Here is a 21,088-nt window from a genome sequence, read left to right on the forward strand (position 1 = left end):
CTCTAGGTTCTTGACGAAAATAAAGTTAGATTCTAATATTAATTAGTCTCTACCCGTCTAATGCTATGTTTTTGTTTTTATGTATAACCTTGTCAATGATCGCTTCTTTTTGCTTCTGGTAACAACCATCTCTCGGTTGTAAAGCGAGTGCAAAAGTAGTCCCTTTTATAATACACTCCAAATAATTTATATACTATTTTTGAAAATAATCGAATCTTTTTTTCAATGGCCTTATTATCAAGTGGATAATTCTGTTAAATAATTTCATTAAAAAGCAAAGATTTGTTGTATTCTTAATAGGAGCAGGCTTAGATACATTATTCTTCCAATTATTTGTAATATCTTTGCAGCCGAAATAGCTCACTAAACTAACATTATATTTTATCATATGTTTTTCAATTCGATTGAATACGCGATCTTTTTACCTATAGTATTTATATTATACTGGTTTGTTTTCCACAAATCATTTAAAATACAAAATATAATGCTGGTTGCTTCCAGTTATTTTTTCTATGCTTGCTGGGATTGGCGATTTGTATTTCTTCTTGCCTTCTCCACTATTTTAGATTTTGTATCGGGACTACAAATCGCAAAAGTAAAATCTCAACTTCACAAAAAGATCTGGTTAATTTCAAGTGTAGGTATAAATTTAGGTTTTCTAGGCGTCTTTAAGTATTACAATTTTTTTGTAGAGTCTTTTGCCGAATTACTTGCGACTATTGGTTTAACTCCTCATTTTTCAACTTTGAATATAATTCTGCCTGTTGGTATATCATTTTATACATTTCATGGACTTTCATATGTATTCGATATATATAATGATAAAATAAAACCTTGTCATAACTGGATTAATTATAGCTTATTTGTAAGCTTCTTCCCTTTGCTTGTTGCAGGACCTATTGAAAGGGCTACTCACCTATTACCCCAAGTGGAGAAACCTCGGTCGTTTAATTATAGCAAAGCAATTGATGGTTTGCGACAAATACTCTGGGGGTTATTCAAGAAAGTGGTAATTGCTGATAGTTGTGCTGCATTAGCTAATAATATATTTAACAATTCGGATCAATATCATGGTAGCACTCTTGTTCTTGGTGCTATATTTTTTGCAATTCAAATATATGGAGATTTTTCCGGATACTCTGATATTGCTCTAGGATCAGCACGTTTACTTGGTTTTGAATTATTGAAGAATTTCAATTTCCCTTATTTCTCTAGAAATATTGCTGAATTTTGGAGAAGATGGCATATTTCACTCTCATCATGGTTTAAAGATTATCTGTACGTACCGCTAGGTGGTAGCCGAGGTGGTATGGCTAAAACTATTCGCAATACATTTATTATATTTTTAGTTAGTGGTTTTTGGCATGGAGCCAACTGGACTTTCCTTGCTTGGGGTGGTCTTAATGCTTTGTTTATTTTGCCTTCTATTATATTTAAATCGAATAGAAAACATTTAGACGTTGTAGCCCAAGGGAAAATACTTCCTTCGATAAAAGAACTTTCTCAAATCGTTTTAACCTTTTTATTATCCTGTTTTGCTTGGATTTTTTTTCGCGCAGAAAATATTCATCACGCATTTGCATATATAAAAGGTGTTTTTTCGGTTGAACTATTCAGCCTTCCTACAATGTATTCAAGACAAACGTTATTACTTATTATTTTATTCTTTGCGATTGAGTGGCTTGGAAGAGAAGGTAATTATGCTATTGAAAAAGTGGGTAGTCTTAAAAATAAATATCTACGTTGGGGATTTTATTATGTTATAGCAATTCTAATATTTCTTCACTTTGGACACGAAGAAGCATTTATTTATTTCCAATTCTAACTTAATGAGAAGATTTATTATATATACAATATTATTCCTCGCACCCTTTGTCATAACTATTGTTCTCATGGAACATTTTCTCAGAGGAATACCTAACACTCATATGGCAAAAGCCAAAGCAATAACAGGTGAATTACCTCAAATTAAAATTCTCATTTTAGGAAATTCGCATGCAGCTAACGGTATAGATCCTAAATATCTTTCTAAGAAAGCTTATAATCTAGCTCAAGGTGCTCAAACTCTCGATATAGACTATTCTTTACTGAATAAGTATAAGGATGACTTGAGTGCCTTAGAATATGTAATTGTACCTATCTCGTACCATTCTCTCTGGTTTAAACTTTCTGAACTAAAATATTATAGATGGATGGCTAAATATAACAATATCTATTTCGATATAGATATAGAACACAATCCCTTGAAAAAATTCTTACTCTTTGATAATGTGATAAAAGTTAAATTGAAAAATTTAAAACAATATTATTGGGAAAATGATCTTTTGTTACCAGACTTTAAAGAGGGTTTTTTCTCGGCTCCACCAGCCACAGATATATCAGCACTATCGGAAAGTGGAGAATCCAAAGCCAAAGACTTTTCGGTAAATGATCTAGATGCTCTCTATTCTGAAAACTTGAAGTATTTGAAAGGAATTATAGATATAGCGAATGATAAAGGAGCTAAAGTTCTTTTTATCACTATCCCTTGTTATCCTACTTATATTGATAACTTAAAAAAGCAACAATTAAGCCTCATGCATCAAACGATGGATAATCTAGAAAATGGCAAGGATGTTTTTTATCTTGATCTCCTAGAAGACGGACGAAAACTTTCTTTACAAGATTTTGCCAATGGTGACCACCTTAGTCATATAGGTGCAGAGAAATTTACAATGAAACTAGACTCTATCATAAAAGATATAGAGAATCAGAGTATAGCCACTCAGCAAGCAATAGAAAATTAAACTATGAAACGATATATTATATATACTTTTCTTTTTGTAGCTCCTTTTATAATAGCACTATATGGTATTGAGTTCCTCCTATGCCAATTGCCTAATGCATATATGTCTAAGGCTAATTACCTGGAAAATAACTCTGAGAATGTCCAAGTTTTAGTATTGGGTAGTTCTCATGGGGTCACAGGCATTGATCCTAATTCCTTTTCAAAGAATACCTTTAATATTGCAAACTACGCACAAACATTAGATCTCGATTATGAGATCCTCAACAAATACCAAGATGAGTTAGGAACTTTAGAGTATGTAATAGTTCCCTTATCATACCACTCGTTATGGAGTAAACTTAAATATCATCCTCAAACATGGAGGCTTAAATATTATGATATATACTACAAGATAAGTACAGAAAAAAACCCTTTAAAAAGGTTATTGTTTCTTGACCATACTATGCAAAATGATATTGAAATACTATGGGACTATTACTATAAACAAAAGAATCCAATATCAGATCTTACACTACTTGGTTTAAATTATCTAACTCCTACTGAGAGTTTAGATGCCCTGACGAAAAATTCAAAAGAAATAGCAGATTCTCACAAAGCTGCAGACCTCAATACATTATACAATGAGAATATAGAATGCTTAAAAAAGATTATTGAAATAGGTAAGAGAAAAAATGCTAAAATTGTTTTTGTAACACTTCCTGCTCATCCTTCTTTTATTGAACTTCTTGATGAAGAACAATTGAATATGCTATATGCGACAGCAAAGGATCTGGAAGATAATAAGAATGTATTTTATTATAATTTACTTTGTGATTTTAGTAACACTAAAGAAAATAATAACATTGACTTATTTTATGATGCAGATCATTTAAGTGGAAAAGGAGCAGGTATTGTTGGGCATAAATTAGACTCTATTATTAAATCAATAGATAATAGGATTCAATAAGATTGGAGCTCTAAAATCTCACAGCTCTTAATATTTCACGTTTTCCTGGAGGTCCTGCTAAACGTTCAACACAATATCCTGCTTGTTGAAGCATACGTCTCACGACACCTTTAGCACAATATGTAGTAAGAATTCCCCCTTTATTTGTTTTACTATATAAATAGTTGAATATTTCTTGAGACCACATTTCAGATTGTTTCTCTGGAGCAAATGCGTCAAAATAGATTACATCAAATAGAACATCGGAGTTTATAGGTGAGTCTAGCTGACTAAAATCTGTTTGAATCTTTGTTAGATAAAAAGATGGTGTTATCTCATTTTTACAATTCCACTCACTTTCGTGCAGTTTCAAATACAGACTCTTACATTTAGAATCACTATTCTCTACATAGTTTAATCCTTTAACTATATCTATGGATAATGGATATAACTCTAAACTTATGTAATTAATATCCTTTGTAGTCTGTTCAGTTATAAGTAAAGTTAAGTAGGCATTTAAACCTGTACCAAAGCCAATCTCTAGAAGATTCAGTTTTTCTTTGGTTGAGTGCAATAGCCCTGTATTAATATAAATATGCTCAGATTCTTGCTTTGCACCATTAACCGAATGGTAGTGCTCGTTAAGAGAAGGAACAAAAAGTGTATGAGAGCCATCTGCTGTAGATTCTATTTGCACCTTTTGTTCCATTATATTTTAATTATTTAAAGTCTCAGTTATTATATCTTCTCAATCAGTGCAACAGCATAAGACGAAAAACCTTCTTCGCGACCTACAAACCCCATTTTCTCAGAAGTTGTAGCCTTTATTGAAATATCATCAGTGTCAATATTCAATATCTCTGCCATTACTTTTTGCATTTGAGGTATATGCGGATTGATCTTTGGCTGTTCTGCACATATTGTAGCATCAATATTACCTATTCGATAACCTTTTTCAGTAAGTACTTCCAAAGTCTTTTTAAGTAATAATTTACTATCTACATCTTTATATTCTTTTGCTGTATCTGGAAAATGAAACCCGATGTCTCTTAGATTAGCTGCTCCAAGTAAAGCATCGCAAATAGCATGAATAAGTACATCTGCATCCGAATGACCGATTAAGCCTTTCGAATATTCAATCTTTATACCACCTAACCATAAATCGCGACCTTCTGTCAAACGATGGACATCATATCCAAACCCTACACGTATTTTCATTTTATTTCTTCAATAAGTATTATGAATATTCAATTCAATCAGATTATAAATCTAATATTTGTTTTGTGCCTATTTAAATAAGCCTCTTAACCCATCCATATCAAACCCAAGAGAAAAACGGATCGTTTGATCTAAAGGGTTAGATTCTGCTGACGAAATCAGATAAGCAGCATCTAGTTGGAATGCACTCATTTTGAATCCTGCTCCAAATGTGAAATACTTTCTATTACCTTGTCTTTCGCTTTCATGAAAATACCCACTTCTAACCATAAACTGATTATTGTATGCATATTCTACACCGGCTGACCAAGCTATTTCTTCCAGCTCACCTCTAAGTCCATATGGCGAATCGGTAAAAGATTTAAAGATACCACTAATTGGCGAAGTTGCATTCACAGCCCTTTGTCGTTCCAAAAAATCTTCGATACTCTCTTCATCGCCTCTAACCGGACGCGATGGAACCAAGAGTTTATTTAAATCCATGCTAAAAGCCAAAGTATTATATTCATCCAATGGATAAGTCAAAGAAGCACCTAAACGCATATTGGTTGGTATAAAATATTCGTTTGCACCACCATCCATTGATATTTTACTACCAATGTTTGAAATATTGAAACCTAATCCTAATAAGCTTTCTGCTGAACCAATCATAATATACGATTCATTATATCCGGAAATATCAGCAGCATATGCATTACCCGGAGTAGTACCATCATCCTCAAATGTGGTATAATCGGTACGAATATACCTCAAACCAACACTTCCCGAGAATGTCTCTGTAAGTTTACGAGAATAGGCTACATCAAAAGCCATTTCGTAAGGAGACACACTTGCTCCAAACATACCGTTCAAATCGGCTGTTGGTATATCTCCTATAGAGAAATACCGAATAGAAGCACTTATTGCCTGATTATCTTCGTTTCCAAATTTATAGAAACCCGAAGCATACACCATTGCTATATCTTGTACAATTTTTCTCAACCAAGGAGTATATGACATAGAGATTCCAGCCTTTGTTTGTAAAAAAGCATATTTAGCTGGATTCCAGTGTTGAGAATAAAGGTCGGGTAAGGTAGCTGCACCAACATCTCCCATACCTCCCGCACGAGCATCGGGTGCAATGGCTAAAGAAGGCACTGCCGTTACCGGAGGATTAGCTATTTCTTGTGCATATCCAAGTACTGCTACAAAAAGAGACAGCACCGTAAATAGATATTTCTTATTAAATTTCATCATCGATTTTAAGCTTTATCGTTGGTTTTATTAATTGTGTTCTGATTATTTATATAATATATCCTTAACTAAAATAGCAGTGATTCTGCATCTTTAGTTTGAGATAATCAATTTCTGATTCTTTATTGATGACAATTTTCCGTCTATACTTATTTGTACTGTACAAATATAAACACCCGGATGCAAACGCCCTCCATTAGAGCCTGTTAAATTCCACTCATAAACATATTGATTCAAAGCATCGCCACTCGACTCGTGTACCCAAGCCAAAACTCCGGTCAAAGAATATACAGATATCTTCACATCAATATTAGACCCTGGAGTATTTGTATTAAAAACAAAGCGTGTATAATCTCTAGCCGGATTTCCCCATATCTGGAAATCATATACGGCAGGACGAAAATCGTTACTTATTATAAAGTTTAATGATTGGGTTGCCGAATTATTCCAAACATCCCAAACTCTAAATTCTAAAGTATAATTACCTTCTTCCAACTCTGAGAATTGATAACGTATATGTCCTTTCTTTGAAGAATTATCTTCATTTTCGAAATAAGGAGTCATATCAATTTCTCTGTTTCCATTCAGAGTAAGAATCATATTATGCCCTATTCCGCTGGATACATTTATGCCCGTATCATCAGATACATCTGCAAAGAAAATAGGAGTAGGATTTACGTAATCACCCGATTTAAAAGAGGGCGAATTAAGAAACATATTTGAAATTACAGGAGGATTAGTTTCTTCGGGCAGATTTGTATTTGTTCCTCCTACAGTGTAATTTAAGAAAGAGCCTTGAGCTTTTTTGTCTTTTTCTACATTATAAGCATAGAAGCTCATTTTACCTTTTCCTCCGGTATATAATATATCTTTGGGTGCTATAAAGTTTATCTCAAACTCCCCATCTTTAATTTCTATTTTTCCGAAAAATAATATATTTGTAAAATCTTTATAACTCATTGCAACTTCATCACTGGTTCCCTTAGGCGTATTTCCACGAGTCTTTAAAGTCTGCTCAGCATCAAATATTACGGTTTCGAGTGTTCCGTTAAAATCAGTAGCAATATTTCCACTCTCATCAACGATATGTCCTTTTATAATTGTATTATCTAAAGCTTGGATATTAATATCAGGCTCATTAGCATCTAAGCCATTCATTTCTGAGACTTCTACACGATATGTTTTATCCGGATAATTTAGGCGTAAAGCCGGATCTCCTACCAATAGAAATTTAAGTTTATTCTCATCAGTAGCAATATCAGATTCTAATTTTGCATTACGTATTATATCTCCCAATCGAGCCGCTTTACCCTCTTTGGCAACCAAAAGGTGCTTTGTTATATTATTATTTATTCTTGTATTATCAATCTGAAACACAACTCTTACTGTAGAGAAAAGGGCAATAGCCCCTCCCTTCGGATTAAGTAATGCAATCTCACCACCCGACATATCAGTAGCATCAAAACGGCTAAAATCGCAGGTTGCAGTGATCCACAAGGGTAATTTGCTATTATCCATGGCTTCAATCTCAGCAAGCCTAAGCAGATATTCATGTGTCCACGAAGTAGTAGAGCCATGTCCTATAAAATTAAGGGCAAGTGTACCACTATTTATTCTATCAAGTAGTGCCTTTGTAGCATCTGGATAACGCGCTCCATTTGCTTCTATTACTCTTTCGTAAGAATCCTGATAAATACGATTCACAATAAAATCAGGGTGATTCACATTCGTATAAGTCGCAAATCTTTCGGCATCAAGCATATGCCGACGCTCTGCCTCCAAAGTATAATTGGGGGAAATTGCATCATCAGCAATGAATGTAATATGGTTTTCCCATATTCCCATATTCTGATTTTGAATATAGCTTGTAATCTTCTGAACAGCACTCTCTGCCTCTTCCTTTGTTCTGGCAGGTAATCTTCCGATTGAAATATCTAATTTATCAGCTTCTAGCTTAACTCCTTCATTATCACCCAGAAACCCGAAGTAATCATCTGTAACATAAGACTCTGTTTCTTTTAAAGATTCTCTTGTCTGAAAAGTTAAAAGCATCGATTCTTTATTCTCTTTAAGCTGAATAAAACGATTATCATAAGTGCCTCCACCAAACAAAAATAGATACTGAGGTTTATCTTCATCTGATGTACTTCTATCATAAAACATCTTTACAAATCGACGGTAAGCTGTCGCATCCGGCTTTCCTGACGAAAACTCATTGTAAATATCATCGGGATTGGCTATTAATGATACTAAACCTTCCTTTTTATGTAATTCAGCAACTTTCTCTGCATACGACTGCAAACTAGGTTGTACTATAATTATCATATCAGGATTCGCACTAGCATGTAAATTCTGATTTTTTATTGCTCCTTTTATAATAACAGGCGATGGAATTGATTTAGTAAGATCAATCAACGCATACTCACGTATTGTGGAATTAGATGCACCGAAAGTTAAAGTACTCCCTGATAAAGCAGCATCGACTTTACTTACAGTAAAATTTCCAGTAACGTCCCAAACCAAAATAGAGCTATTTGCTTCTGAAATACTAAAAGTAATATCTTCTCTATTCGTTTTATCTCTAAAGAGGGTTACTGCTCCGTAAGGTTTCAGGTAACGTTTATAATTAACTCTTATATAGTTAAGGTGAATATTCTTATCGGTACTCATCCCTTTGGTATAAGTCAAGTTAAGAGTATCTTTCCCTAGCAAATTACTACGTCTTACTATAGTATCATTTATAGTGGTAGCATGTGTATAATATTCATTATTCACATCCGTATAGCGAATTTTAGCCTTTCCTCCATTAAGAGAGACACTCAATTGTCCGGCCGTAAGCAATGCCTTTGATATAAAATTATATCGGATTACCATAGGATTAGTTGTTACCCCTTCGAGTGGTAATAAAAAATCCTGAGATGTTTTAGTCTTAAAGCTTTCTCCGAAAAATTCACGACCTGTTTCTGCTAAATTAACCTCTTCTTTTTCATGTAGAAAATAATCATCGAAAGTCGTTACAACAGTAGTAGCACCAGATATTGAAGGTTTTGTACTTATCAACTTCGGTTGCTCAGTATTCTCTGTTACGAAGTAGTAATTATCTGATGAATATGGATTTTGCTCATGAACAAACTCTTTCAACACTTCGTCATAAGTCCATTTGATATCAGCACGAGCATAAAACAGAACATAATCGCCTTTTCCAAAACTGGCAGGATCTTTACTCATCCAAATAGATACCTGAGGTAAATCGTCTATATAAGGTTTGGTAAAATTTTCATCAAGAATCCAACCTCCGTAACCGTATATTTTCACATTCTGAGGATTAGTTAACCCCATATCTGCCAACTCCTCATAGGTCAGTTTATAAACACCCGTAGCAGGCACTTTTATTTTGTACCATTTACCTTGTGACAATACCGAATTTGGAGCATATCTACTTCCATCATTTTCAACAGCGGATAGTTGAGAGAGAGAACAAATACAAAAAAGAAGTAATATAAATGACCTTAAATATATATTGTTATATTTAATCATTATATCTGTCTTTGGTAGTGTATTCACCAAAGTAATAAACAGGTTTGAAATCTTATATAAATATTTCTGCAATAGTTTTAGTCTTAACATATATAAATTATGTGTTGTTAGCGCACATAAAAATCAAAGAGCTTCTTATTCTCCAGAAAGCCTTCCAAATGATCCTCTATATCAACACGCCCAACGCCTGCCGGAGTACCCGTAAAAATAATATCACCGATTTTCAATGTAAAAAAGCGGCTCACATAGTCTATTATTTTATCGATGGAGTGAATCATATCTGATGTATTACCAAGTTGTACTTGATTCCCATTTTTATGTAATTCAAAGCTTACATTACCTATATCATTCAATAAGTCCTCTTTAGATATAAACTCTCCAACTACTGCCGAATAATCAAAGCCTTTCGACAATTCCCACGGAAGCCCTTTAGCCTTAAGTTCGTTTTGTAAATCTCTAGCAGTAAAATCAATACCTACAGTCAACTCATCATAATAGCGATGGGCAAATCGTTCTGCAATATTTTTACCCAATCTATTTATACGAACTACGACTTCTAACTCGTAGTGAATATCCTCTGAAAAATCAGGTATAAAGAACGGTTTATTGTCCTTTAACAAAGCCGAATCGGGTTTTATAAAAATAACCGGATTGTCAGAAGAGGCAGAATCTGCCCGTCCCATTTCTCGGTTATGCTGCTGATAATTAAGCCCTACACAAATAATCTTCATCTTAATGTGTCAAATATAATATAATACACAGAATCTACAAAGATAAAAATATTTTAATACTAATAAGGCTATATTAATATGGGCAACTCTTATTATTACACATAAATGCATAAAGAATCAAAAAAATAGACACAAACGTATAACTCATTTCTCCCTTTATATCTATATTTGCACTGCAATTTGTTATATATATTTTTATCCCACAGACTATGAATACCTTGGAAAAAATGACAGCAGAGAAGCTGTTGAGAATTAAGGCTATAAAGCTTCAACCATCAAATCCGTTTACATGGGCATCCGGATGGAAGTCTCCTATATATTGCGATAACAGAAAACTATTCTCTTATCCTGCAATTCGTAATTTCGTGAAGATCGAGTTGAGTCGCTTAGCCATGGAAAAATATCCCGATGCCGATGCCGTAGCAGGTGTAGCAACCGGAGCGATTACTCCTGGAGCACTAGTAGCTGATGCATTAGGCTTGCCTTTTGTATATGTTCGTGCAACTCCAAAAGATCACGGATTGGAAAATCTTATCGAAGGAGAGTTAAGACCTAACAGTAAAGTATTGGTTATTGAAGACCTAATTTCAACTGGAGGAAGTAGCCTTAAAGCGGTAGAAGCTATCAAAAGAGATGGTTCGGAAGTAATCGGAATGATTGCCATATTTAACTATGGACTTCCTATCTCTATTTCGAATTTCGAAAAGGCAGGAGTAGAACTTACAACTCTTACTAATTACGATGCCGTACTTAGCGAGGCTTTGAGAATAGATTACATTGATGAATCTGAGCTTGAAACTCTTCAGGAATGGAAAAAAGCTCCAGCTGACTGGAAATAAGGCTCTAGACCTTTTTAATACTTTTATTTACTCAATATCGTAAAAATGGCAGAATATATCAGCGATATAAAAACAATACCATATTCAGATCAAGAAATTTTCACAGTTCTATCGGACCTTAGAAAACTAGACTTGATTAAAGATAAAATACCTCAGGACAAGATCAAAGATTTTTCATATGATCAGGATTCTTGTACTGTAACAGTAGACCCAATAGGAAAAGTACGGTTTGTAATCGTTGAACGGGAGCCAAATTCTACAATTAAATTTGAAGCCGAACAACTGCCTTTCAAACTGACTCTTTGGATTCAATTGAAACAGTCTACTGCCGAAGAAACAAAAATGAAGCTAACAGTTAAAGCCGATATTAATGCATTCTTGAAACCTATGATATCAAAACCATTACAGAATGGCTTGGATAAAATGGCAGAAACATTGGCAACCATACCTTATGGTGATTTAGCAGAAAAGTAAAAGGGTTCAGACCCTTTTATAGTTTATAGAATGTAGGAATAAAGAGCTGAGATTACTTATTCATTAAGGAAAAAGTTGACAAATGAAACTTTGGCAAAAAAATACACTGGTTAATAAAGACATAGAAGAATATACCGTTGGTCACGATAGAGAGATGGATCTATATCTAGCCAAGCATGATGTATTAGGGTCGATGGCTCATATTACAATGCTTGAATCTATCGGACTACTGGCAAAAGAAGAATTACCTATTCTTCTTAAAGAACTCAAATTAATATACAATACAATAGAGGAAGGCAATTTTATCATAGAAAACGACGTTGAAGACGTCCATTCTCAGATAGAATTAATGCTTACTCGCAAACTGGGTGATGTGGGAAAGAAGATACACAGCGGTCGTTCAAGAAACGATCAGGTGCTTGTAGATCTTAAGCTTTTCACCAGAGAGCAAATCAAAACAGTAGTAGAATCGGTATCAGGGCTTATAGATATACTTTTACAACAAAGTGAAAAATATAAGAATGTTTTAATACCCGGTTATACTCACTTGCAAATAGCTATGCCATCGTCATTCGGATTGTGGTTTGGAGCTTATGCCGAAAGTCTAGTTGACGATCTGCAATTACTATTGGCCGCATTTAAAATATGCAACAGAAATCCTTTAGGATCTGCTGCCGGATACGGTTCATCATTCCCTCTTAACAGACAACTAACAACCGATCTGTTAGGTTTTGACTCTATGAACTACAATGTGGTTTATGCTCAAATGGGAAGAGGTAAAATGGAACGCACTGTGGGTTTTGCCATTGCAGGTATTGCCGCAACACTATCCAAGTTATCTTTTGATGCATGTATGTATAATAGCCAAAATTTTGGCTTTATTAAACTACCAGATGAATACACTACCGGATCGAGCATTATGCCTCACAAAAAGAATCCCGATGTGTTTGAACTATCCAGAGCAAAATGTAACAAGTTACAAGCCTTGCCTACTGAGATAACTTTGATTACAAATAACCTGCCATCGGGCTATTTCAGAGATATGCAACTCATTAAAGAAATATTCTTACCCTCTTTTGATGAGCTGAACAATTGCATATCGATGATTGGTCGCATGATTGGAGAGATTAAAGTAAACGACGAAGTTATCAATGATGATAAATACACATATATATTTAGCGTCGAAGAAGTAAATCGTTTAGTATTGGAGGGAATGCCATTTCGTGATGCATACAAGAAAGTAGGTATGGATATTGAAAACGGTAAATTTGCTCACAATCGCAAAGTGAATCATACACACGAAGGCAGTATAGGCAATCTATGTAACGAGCAAATAGAATTACTAAGACAACAGATAGTAGATCAGTTTGATTTCACTTCAATAGAAGCTGCTGAATCAAAATTACTAAATTCGGCAAACTAAGGTTTAATACCTTTTATTACTTTGATAAAAGTAATAACCTGATTTAGTTACCTTTATAGAATGTAGTATTAAATAGTGAAACTTCTTAAGATTTAAGAATGGAGGATACGGAAATAATTTTAGTTCGTATATCAGGACAAGATCGTCCCGGTGTAACCACAGCTTTAACAGCAATATTAGGACATTATAAGGCTACAATCCTTGATATAGGACAAGCAAACATACATCATTCGCTATCATTAGCAATCATGTTTGAATCTGAGACCGAAAAGTCGGGATATATCCTCAAAGATTTATTATTCAAAGCAGATGAATTAGGCGTAAATGTTAGATTCTCGCACCTTTCCAAAGAAGCTTATTCTACTTGGGTAAATCTCCAAGGAAAGAATCGCTATACGGTTACTATTTTGGGACGGGAGCTTAATGCAACCCATATATCTATTGTAACACAAGTATTGCTCGATAATAAGCTTAATATAGAGAAAATTACTCGTCTGACATCTCGTATTCCTCTGAATAAAACAGATAGAATAGGACGTTCGTGTATAGAATTGTCTGTTCGAGGAACTATCGAACACTTTAAAGAACTTCAAAAGACTTTCCTTACCCTTTCAGCTAAATATCAGATTGATATAGCTTTCCAAGAAGAAAGTATGTATCGTCGCATGCGTCGCCTTATTTGTTTTGATATGGATTCAACTCTTATTCAAACAGAAGTAATAGACGAACTTGCTGATCGTGCAGGAGTGGGCGAAGAAGTGAGAGCTATTACCGAAGCTGCAATGAGAGGTGAAATAGATTTCTCTGAAAGCTTCAAAAGAAGAGTTAGTCTTCTGAAAGGATTAGATGAATCGGTAATGAAAGAAATCGCCGAAAATCTACCTATTACAGAAGGTATGACTCGCTTGGTTCGCATACTCAAAAAGAGTGGATACAAAATAGCTATCCTTTCAGGAGGATTCACCTATTTCGGAAATTACTTAAAAGACAAATACGGGTTTGACTATGTATATGCCAACGAATTAGAAATTGAAGACGGTAAACTCACAGGTAAACACGTTGGAGATATTGTAGATGGCAAACGTAAAGCCGAATTACTTCGCCTAATTGCTCAGGTCGAGAAAGTAGATCTTAAGCAAACCGTAGCTGTAGGTGATGGAGCTAACGATTTACAAATGTTGGCTACTGCGGGACTTGGTATTGCATTCCACGCTAAGCCTAAAGTAAAAGAAAACGCACAACAATCTCTTTCGACGGTAGGTCTTGACGGAATATTATATTTCCTTGGATATAGAGATTCGATGTTGGAAGGAGACTATTAAGGTCTCAGATCTTTTTATTGATTAGGGAAGTTATTAATATAACTGCTAGTTATACCTCATAATACAAAAAAGGTTCTGATTAATTAATCAGAACCTTTTTTGTATTAAGTTAAATCGGTAATTAAAGCATTACCCACATTTTGAAGCACCACAATTGCTACATTTCAAGCAACCTTCTTGATATACAAGAGTTTCTTGTTCACAAACCGGACATTTTTGGCCTTTTAACTCAGAACCGTTGGGTAGATACTTCTTCAAAGCTCTTTCCACACCATTCTTCCAAGTATTAATAGTCTCACTATCCAATTCTAGAGCCTGTACCAATTTGATTACCTGATCGATAGGCATACCATAACGCAACACTCCGGAAATTAGTTTAGCATAGTTCCAATACTCTGGATTAAACTTACTATTCAGACCTTCGATTGTAGTTTTATAACCTCTTTTGTTTTTAAACTGGAAGTCATAGCTGCGTTCGCCTTCGTCATTTATGCTCTTAATAATTACACCCTTATTAACATGCTTAGGCAACATAATACCTTCGTCATCATCATTAAGACCTGTAAATACTTCATAAGGACGGTTATCTAACAAACCTATAAAGGCAATCCACTTTTCTTTATTATTTTGGAATCTGATTACATCAGCCTCTAATTCTTTAGGACGTGAAGTCACTAAAATAGGACGTTCGTAACATTCCTCTTCTTTTCCTTTTTTATCATCTGCAGAAAGTAACACACCTGCACGCGATCCATCTCTGTAAACAGTACAACCTTTACATCCACTTTTCCAAGCTTCGATATACAATTTGTTTACCAAGTCTTCTGATACATCTGAAGGCAAGTTTATTGTAACGCTAATTGAATGGTCAACCCATTTTTGAATACGTCCCTGCATCTTCACTTTCTGCAACCAGTCTACATCATTTGAAGTTGCTTTATAATAAGGAGATTGTGCTACTAATTCATCCAACTCTTCTGAGCTATATTTTTTAGTTACAGAATGTCCTTTTGTCTCCATCCAAGTAACAAACTTATGGTGGAATACAATATACTCTTCCCACGAATCGCCATTCTCATCGATGAAGTCAACTTTTACCTGAACATCATTAGGATTTACCTTACGACGACGTTTGTAGACAGGAAGGAACACAGGCTCAATACCCGATGACGATTGCGACATCAAACTGGTTGTTCCTGTTGGAGCAACTGTAAGACAAGCAATATTACGGCGACCATATTTCTCCATCTCAGTGTACAAATCAGGATCGGCTGCACATAATCTATTAATAAATGGATTATTTTTTTCTCTTTCGATATCAAAAATTTCAAAAGCCCCACGCTCTCTTGCCAATTCTACTGAAGAACGATAAGCTGCAATAGCTAAAGTACGGTGTACTTCTTCTGCAAATGCGGTAGCATCTTCTGTACCATAACGAAGATTCATTGCTGCAATCATATCACCTTCGGCAGTAATACCCACTCCGGTTCTACGTCCTTGCAATGTTTTCTTACGAATCTTTTCCCATAAGTTTCTTTCAGTTTGTTTTACTTCATCAACTTCTGGATCTTCGTCTATTTTCAATAAGATATTATCGATTTTTTCAGTCTCAAGATCAATAATATCATCCATTATACGTTGAGCCAATGCCACGTGTTTTTTGAACAATTCAAAATCGAAATAAGCATTATCCGCAAAAGGATTTACTACATACGAATATAGATTGATTGCCAATAAACGACAGCTATCATATGGGCACAATGGTATCTCTCCACAAGGATTAGTAGATACTGTACGGAAACCTAAATCAGCATAACAATCAGGCACCGATTCTTTGATAATTGTATCCCAGAACAAAACACCGGGTTCTGCTGATCTCCATGCATTATGAACGATCTTTTCCCATAGTCTTGAAGCTTCAATATCTTTGGTAGTAGTTGGGTTATCCGAAATCACAGGATATTGCTGAGTATATGTTGTTCCGTCAACAACAGCTTGCATGAAGTCGTCATCTATTTTAACGGAAACATTAGCTCCTGTAACTTTACCTTCTATCATTTTTGCATCGATAAAAGATTCTGCATCCGGATGCTTAATAGAAACACTCAACATCAATGCTCCACGACGACCGTCTTGTGCTACTTCACGTGTAGAGTTTGAATATCTCTCCATGAAAGGAACCAAGCCAGTAGAAGTTAATGCAGAGTTCTTAACAGGAGATCCTTTTGGACGTATGTGAGAAAGGTCATGCCCTACTCCACCTCTACGTTTCATCAATTGCACCTGCTCCTGATCGATATGCATTATTGCACCATACGAGTCAGCAGATCCATCTATACCAATTACAAAACAATTGGATAGAGAAGCAATCTGAAAATCGTTCCCAATTCCAGTCATAGGACTTCCTTGAGGAATAATGTACTTGAATTGGTCGAACAAGTCATACAGCTCTTGACTTGTAAGTCCATTTTCATACTTTTTCTCGATACGAGCAATTTCATTAGCTAATCGCCAATGCATGTCTTCGGGAGAATGCTCGTAGATATTACCGGCAGCATCTTTCAATGCGTACTTATTGACCCAAACCTTAGCTGCTAGCTCATCTCCCTTAAAGTAGGCTAGAGCAGCTTCGCAGGCTTCATCAAAAGTGTAGATTTTGCGTTCCATTTTGAGGATATTCTATTATTTGAAATGTTGTTCTATTTTTTCGTAGTACAAAACTACCGAGGAATAGCGAATGTTACAAATTTTAAAACAATATGTTTTCAACAATGTTCAAAGTTTTCCAAAATAAATTTTAGATGATTGATTATCAGAAAATTGAAAAATATGGATCATTTTAAAATTTTCCAAAATAAAATTACAATAAATTTGGATGTGTGAGTATTTTTCATATTAGACCTAGTAAAGTTATAATAAATATATCGAACTCAGCAAAAAGATAGCCTTCTTTTTCTCATAATTATATAAAATAAAACACCCCGATTCAAACTAGTTGAATCGGGGCGCTATACTACAAGTAAAGTATACTCTTTTCTAAAACAAAAGAGATTTCAATACTTTAATTATTTCTTCTCCCATTTTACATTACGCATATCTCCAGTTTCCATAAAAGCTTTGTGGAAAGCAAAACAGTTATACATATCAAACGGAGTTTGTCCTTGTGGCGCGTTAGCAATATATTCACGTAATAAAGGTCTGTAATCAGGATGTGCACATTTCTCGATAATTTCATGAGCACGCTCCAATGGTGATTTACCACGAAGGTCTGCAACTCCATATTCCGAAATTACGATTTTCACTGAATGCTCGCTATGATCTTCATGAGACACTAAAGGAACAAAAGCGCTAATCTTACCATCTTTCGCAGTAGAAGGCGTTACAAATACCGAAACATAAGCTCCTCTTGTAAAGTCACCCGATCCACCAATACCATTCATCATTTTAGTACCCATAACATGAGTAGAGTTGATATTACCGAAAATATCAGCCTCTAAAGCTGTATTTATAGCAATAATACCTAAACGACGAACAATCTCTTGATTATTTGAAACCTCAGAAGGACGAAGAACTACTCTTTCCTTAAAGAAGTCTAGATTTTTATATATTTTCTCGATGCAAGGGTTACTTACAGTCAAAGAACATCCACTTGCAAATTTGATACGACCAGTTTCCATCAAATCAATTACCGAATCTTGGATAACCTCAGTGTATACTTCAAAATCTGGAATTTCTTTACTTTCTCCCATAGCTGCTAATACTGCATTTGCAATATTACCCACACCTGATTGAATAGGTAAGAATGATTTTGGCATACGTCCTTCAGCCATTTCTTTAATAAAGAAATTTGCTACATTATTACCAATTTGAGTAGTAACTTCATCTACCGGAGCAAATCCTCCCCCTTCGTTAGGAGTGTTAGATTCTACTACGATTATTTTGCTTGGATCTACTTTTATATGATCTTTACCAATTCTGTCTCGTACTGAGTAAATAGGAATTTCGCCACGGTGAGGAGGATCTTGCAATTCTACAATATCATGCATCCCTCTCATTTCTTTGGGATTCCATCTATTTAATTCAACAATCACTATTTTTGCAAGATTTGCTACTGTTGGAGAGATTCCAACTCCACAAGTTGGCACAATTTCTCCGTCTTCAGTTACATCACATGCTTCAATAACTGCAACATCTACACCACCAAGGAATCCATAACGGATCTCTTGCGCTAATGAAGAAAGGTGCATATCGAAATAAGGAACTTCGCCCGAATTAATTGCGTTTCTTAAATCTTTATTTGTTTGATAAGGTGTACGGAATTTAATCGCATGTGCTCTAGCTAAAGCTCCATCAAGCATATCTCCTGTTGAAGCACCTGTGAACATTCCAATTTTGAAAGGATTTCCTTTTGCGTGCTCTTCTTCGGCAAATTTAGCCAAAGCTGTAGGTACAATTTTAGGACATCCAGCGTGTGTAAAACCACTAAAACCTACATTGTAATCGTTTTTGATAAGGCGTGCAGCCTCATCTGCATTCATAAATTTTAATGCCATTTCTTTATATAATTGATTATAGTTTATTATTCCAAGTAGTTAAAATTTTCTCTCGAAGATTAGTGTGTGAACAAAAGCTCTTTTAAAATCCTCTGTTGTCTCCAATTGTAAATCGAAAGATTCTCTTACAGAATCTTCATCTTTCAAAAAATGCTCATCGTCTTTAAACGTTGATTGGCTGTCAATATGTTTTTGAATAGCGGAAACGCCTTCATCTGAGAAATTATACCCAGACTTCATGGAAGGCACATTTTGAGATACTTCTATATATTCAGAGTTTCTTGAAGTTTCGTTTACTCGTTGAGTTCGAGAGAAAGGAGGAGGCACCGAAGAGGTAGTCGGATGCACTGGTTGAGTAAAAACTCTTTCCTTATTTTTTTTAGCTTCTTTCTGATAAGTTCGTATAATATTTACAATTACAATAACTGCAACTATTCCATATATGATTACATTTTCCATACAAATAAATCTATATTCTGCTGAGTATTTTACACGTCACAAAGGTACTAATTATGTATCTTAATCTACAACTTTTTATCAAAAACATTTTCATTACTTGTTGTCTACACAACTCATTACTCTTTACAAAAAATGAGAGCGTTAAATAGAAATCAAATAATAGAGAAAACAACAAAGAAATATTATTCTGAAATTGTGTTTACAAGTAATTTCAGAGAACACACAAATATATTTAACATAGTTCCAACATTGATATCCTAGAGACCTTTAAAAGCAATTCAATCTGCATAATAGCCTTATATTAAAGAGTAAGAGAATGCTTTCTACTCCTATATAAAATACAAAGTAGTTATCAGGAAAGAGATATATTCACATAAATAGCTATCTTTACTATTCAATCTTACATTCTAAAATAAGATACTGGAACAACTATTTTGACTAATATTTGTTCATTACAAATACTAGCTAATTGTAAAATGATTATCAATATAAATAATATGAAATTCAAAATCTTATTTACTTCTCTCTTAGCGCTATCGCTTTTTTCTTCATGCATAAAAGATGAACCACTAAACAAGGAGGCCGACATAGAATCCTTTTCTCTACCCGATAGTATCTTGATAAATTCAGTTATCTCTGATAATAAAGTCACACTAGTAATAAAAGGAACCGATTATAAGAAACTTGCACCTCAAATCGTAGTCACACCTGGTGCTACTATAACACCAGCTTCGGGCGATACTCTTGATTTTACAAATGGTGTAACTTATACCGTTGTTTCAGAAGATAAAAAATACAGCAAAGTATACACCGTGAGTGTAACCTCTTCGATAAGCTTAAAATTCGATTTTGAGGATTGGTTTATGGAAGGTGGCTTATGGAAATACCCTGCTCTGGATGATGATATGTGGAGTTCTGCCAACCAAGGTATAATGATGGCAAAACTGGGTAAAGTAGATGTATACCCTACCAGATCAACTGAAGATGCTTTCAGCGGAAAACATGCTGCACTTCTCGAAACTCAAAGAGGAGGTACTTTCCTTGTAGCAGGATACGTTCCTATATTTTCAGGATCGTTATTCAGAGGAGCCTTCAAGCTCAATATGGCAAGCCCTCCTCAATCTGCTCTTTTTGGACAAATACATCCCAAAGAAAGCGGAAAACCTATACACATGACGGGGTATTACAAATATGCACCCGGGGATACTTTAATAAACAGAAATGGCATTGTACCTAACAAGGTAGACGAATTCTCTATATATGCGGTAGTATATAAAGTAACCAAAGGTTCGGAAGGTCTTAATGAGTATCTTAATGGAGAAAACATACTCACCTCGGATAAACTCGTAGGAAAAGCAATACTTGAAGATAGATCTCCAAAAGATAAATACACTAAATTCGACCTGCCTTTCGTATACACCGAAGAATTGAATTACGATTTATATGATTATAAATTGGCTGTGGTATTTGCTTCTAGTAAAAACGGCGATTTTTATGAAGGAGCAGTAGGAAGCAAACTTACCGTAGACAATGTGGAAGTTGTATGCGAATATGAGCTTAATTAAACGAAACAATAATTTAAGAAA

The 21,088-nt window shown here is 34.7% G+C and carries 16 protein-coding genes; 8 read left to right on the forward strand and 8 right to left on the reverse strand.

Going from position 1 to position 21,088, the window contains the following annotated elements:
• The first annotated feature begins 388 nt into the window (after positions 1-388).
• The 3 genes from IR022_RS15275 to IR022_RS15285 all read left to right on the forward strand — a co-directional run bounded on the left by IR022_RS15275 (position 389) and on the right by IR022_RS15285 (position 3,734).
• Entirely contained in the window at positions 389-1,825 is a 1,437-nt protein-coding gene (locus tag IR022_RS15275; RefSeq protein WP_194204383.1) for an MBOAT family O-acyltransferase, read from the forward strand.
• A gap of 67 nt (positions 1,826-1,892) precedes the next feature.
• Positions 1,893-2,786 carry a hypothetical protein gene (locus IR022_RS15280; protein ID WP_194204384.1) on the forward strand — a complete coding sequence of 298 codons (894 nt, stop codon included), beginning with the start codon at positions 1,893-1,895 and terminating at the stop codon, positions 2,784-2,786.
• Positions 2,787-2,789: 3 nt separating this feature from the next.
• A complete protein-coding gene (locus IR022_RS15285) occupies positions 2,790-3,734 on the forward strand; it encodes a hypothetical protein (RefSeq protein WP_050711214.1) in 945 nt (314 codons plus the stop codon).
• Positions 3,735-3,744: 10 nt separating this feature from the next.
• Here IR022_RS15285 and mnmD read toward each other — a convergent pair whose 3' ends face one another.
• From mnmD to IR022_RS15310, 5 genes are all read right to left on the reverse strand, one after another.
• Complete coding sequence (mnmD, locus tag IR022_RS15290) at positions 3,745-4,422, reverse strand: tRNA (5-methylaminomethyl-2-thiouridine)(34)-methyltransferase MnmD (RefSeq protein ID WP_194204385.1); 678 nt, start codon at positions 4,420-4,422, stop codon at positions 3,745-3,747.
• A 29-nt stretch (positions 4,423-4,451) separates the two neighbouring features.
• Positions 4,452-4,931, reverse strand: a complete 480-nt coding sequence (ispF, locus tag IR022_RS15295; RefSeq protein WP_110312085.1) for a 2-C-methyl-D-erythritol 2,4-cyclodiphosphate synthase — start codon at positions 4,929-4,931, stop codon at positions 4,452-4,454.
• A 69-nt stretch (positions 4,932-5,000) separates the two neighbouring features.
• Positions 5,001-6,167: a type IX secretion system outer membrane channel protein PorV gene (porV, locus tag IR022_RS15300; RefSeq protein WP_242053281.1), complete on the reverse strand. Its 1,167-nt coding sequence runs from the start codon at positions 6,165-6,167 to the stop codon at positions 5,001-5,003.
• 90 nt (positions 6,168-6,257) lie between these two features.
• Positions 6,258-9,701 (reverse strand): type IX secretion system sortase PorU, encoded by a 3,444-nt coding sequence (gene porU, locus IR022_RS15305; RefSeq protein ID WP_194204386.1) that lies wholly within the window; start codon positions 9,699-9,701, stop codon positions 6,258-6,260.
• A 107-nt stretch (positions 9,702-9,808) separates the two neighbouring features.
• On the reverse strand, positions 9,809-10,432 hold the full coding sequence (locus IR022_RS15310) for a fumarylacetoacetate hydrolase family protein (RefSeq protein ID WP_194204387.1): 624 nt from the start codon (positions 10,430-10,432) through the stop codon (positions 9,809-9,811).
• A 209-nt stretch (positions 10,433-10,641) separates the two neighbouring features.
• On the opposite strand from IR022_RS15310, the gene pyrE reads away from it, so the two are divergent.
• From pyrE to serB, 4 genes are all read left to right on the forward strand, one after another.
• On the forward strand, positions 10,642-11,271 hold the full coding sequence (gene pyrE, locus IR022_RS15315; protein ID WP_050711220.1) for an orotate phosphoribosyltransferase: 630 nt from the start codon (positions 10,642-10,644) through the stop codon (positions 11,269-11,271).
• Positions 11,272-11,316: 45 nt separating this feature from the next.
• Positions 11,317-11,745 carry a polyketide cyclase gene (locus IR022_RS15320; protein ID WP_050711221.1) on the forward strand — a complete coding sequence of 143 codons (429 nt, stop codon included), beginning with the start codon at positions 11,317-11,319 and terminating at the stop codon, positions 11,743-11,745.
• 82 nt (positions 11,746-11,827) lie between these two features.
• Positions 11,828-13,168, forward strand: a complete 1,341-nt coding sequence (gene argH, locus IR022_RS15325) for an argininosuccinate lyase (protein ID WP_194204388.1) — start codon at positions 11,828-11,830, stop codon at positions 13,166-13,168.
• Between the two features lie 98 nt (positions 13,169-13,266).
• Positions 13,267-14,490 carry a phosphoserine phosphatase SerB gene (serB, locus tag IR022_RS15330; protein ID WP_050711223.1) on the forward strand — a complete coding sequence of 408 codons (1,224 nt, stop codon included), beginning with the start codon at positions 13,267-13,269 and terminating at the stop codon, positions 14,488-14,490.
• A gap of 129 nt (positions 14,491-14,619) precedes the next feature.
• Here serB and IR022_RS15335 read toward each other — a convergent pair whose 3' ends face one another.
• From IR022_RS15335 to IR022_RS15345, 3 genes are all read right to left on the reverse strand, one after another.
• Complete coding sequence (locus IR022_RS15335; protein WP_194204389.1) at positions 14,620-17,157, reverse strand: adenosylcobalamin-dependent ribonucleoside-diphosphate reductase; 2,538 nt, start codon at positions 17,155-17,157, stop codon at positions 14,620-14,622.
• 398 nt (positions 17,158-17,555) lie between these two features.
• On the reverse strand, positions 17,556-19,043 hold the full coding sequence (locus IR022_RS15340; protein ID WP_050709256.1) for an acetyl-CoA hydrolase/transferase family protein: 1,488 nt from the start codon (positions 19,041-19,043) through the stop codon (positions 17,556-17,558).
• A 39-nt stretch (positions 19,044-19,082) separates the two neighbouring features.
• Positions 19,083-19,502 carry a hypothetical protein gene (locus IR022_RS15345; protein WP_050709255.1) on the reverse strand — a complete coding sequence of 140 codons (420 nt, stop codon included), beginning with the start codon at positions 19,500-19,502 and terminating at the stop codon, positions 19,083-19,085.
• Positions 19,503-19,999: 497 nt separating this feature from the next.
• On the opposite strand from IR022_RS15345, the gene IR022_RS15350 reads away from it, so the two are divergent.
• The gene (locus IR022_RS15350; RefSeq protein WP_194204390.1) at positions 20,000-21,067 is read left to right on the forward strand and encodes a PCMD domain-containing protein; all 1,068 of its coding nucleotides are present in this window, start codon (positions 20,000-20,002) and stop codon (positions 21,065-21,067) included.
• Positions 21,068-21,088: the final 21 nt, after the last annotated feature.

It is taken from the genome of Dysgonomonas sp. GY617 (assembly GCF_015233815.1).
In the GTDB taxonomy this organism is placed as follows: Bacteria; Bacteroidota; Bacteroidia; order Bacteroidales; family Dysgonomonadaceae; genus Dysgonomonas_A.

Coding starts and splice junctions, on each gene's coding strand:
- IR022_RS15310 (WP_194204387.1), bottom strand. CDS start 10,432: ATGAAGATTATTTGTGTAGGGCTTAATTATCAGCAGCATAACCGAGAA.
- argH (WP_194204388.1), top strand. CDS start 11,828: ATGAAACTTTGGCAAAAAAATACACTGGTTAATAAAGACATAGAAGAA.
- IR022_RS15350 (WP_194204390.1), top strand. CDS start 20,000: ATGAAATTCAAAATCTTATTTACTTCTCTCTTAGCGCTATCGCTTTTT.
- porV (WP_242053281.1), bottom strand. CDS start 6,167: ATGATGAAATTTAATAAGAAATATCTATTTACGGTGCTGTCTCTTTTT.
- IR022_RS15340 (WP_050709256.1), bottom strand. CDS start 19,043: ATGGCATTAAAATTTATGAATGCAGATGAGGCTGCACGCCTTATCAAA.
- IR022_RS15320 (WP_050711221.1), top strand. CDS start 11,317: ATGGCAGAATATATCAGCGATATAAAAACAATACCATATTCAGATCAA.
- serB (WP_050711223.1), top strand. CDS start 13,267: ATGGAGGATACGGAAATAATTTTAGTTCGTATATCAGGACAAGATCGT.
- IR022_RS15285 (WP_050711214.1), top strand. CDS start 2,790: ATGAAACGATATATTATATATACTTTTCTTTTTGTAGCTCCTTTTATA.
- IR022_RS15335 (WP_194204389.1), bottom strand. CDS start 17,157: ATGGAACGCAAAATCTACACTTTTGATGAAGCCTGCGAAGCTGCTCTA.
- IR022_RS15280 (WP_194204384.1), top strand. CDS start 1,893: ATGGAACATTTTCTCAGAGGAATACCTAACACTCATATGGCAAAAGCC.
- pyrE (WP_050711220.1), top strand. CDS start 10,642: ATGAATACCTTGGAAAAAATGACAGCAGAGAAGCTGTTGAGAATTAAG.
- IR022_RS15275 (WP_194204383.1), top strand. CDS start 389: ATGTTTTTCAATTCGATTGAATACGCGATCTTTTTACCTATAGTATTT.
- IR022_RS15345 (WP_050709255.1), bottom strand. CDS start 19,502: ATGGAAAATGTAATCATATATGGAATAGTTGCAGTTATTGTAATTGTA.
- mnmD (WP_194204385.1), bottom strand. CDS start 4,422: ATGGAACAAAAGGTGCAAATAGAATCTACAGCAGATGGCTCTCATACA.
- ispF (WP_110312085.1), bottom strand. CDS start 4,931: ATGAAAATACGTGTAGGGTTTGGATATGATGTCCATCGTTTGACAGAA.
- porU (WP_194204386.1), bottom strand. CDS start 9,701: ATGATTAAATATAACAATATATATTTAAGGTCATTTATATTACTTCTT.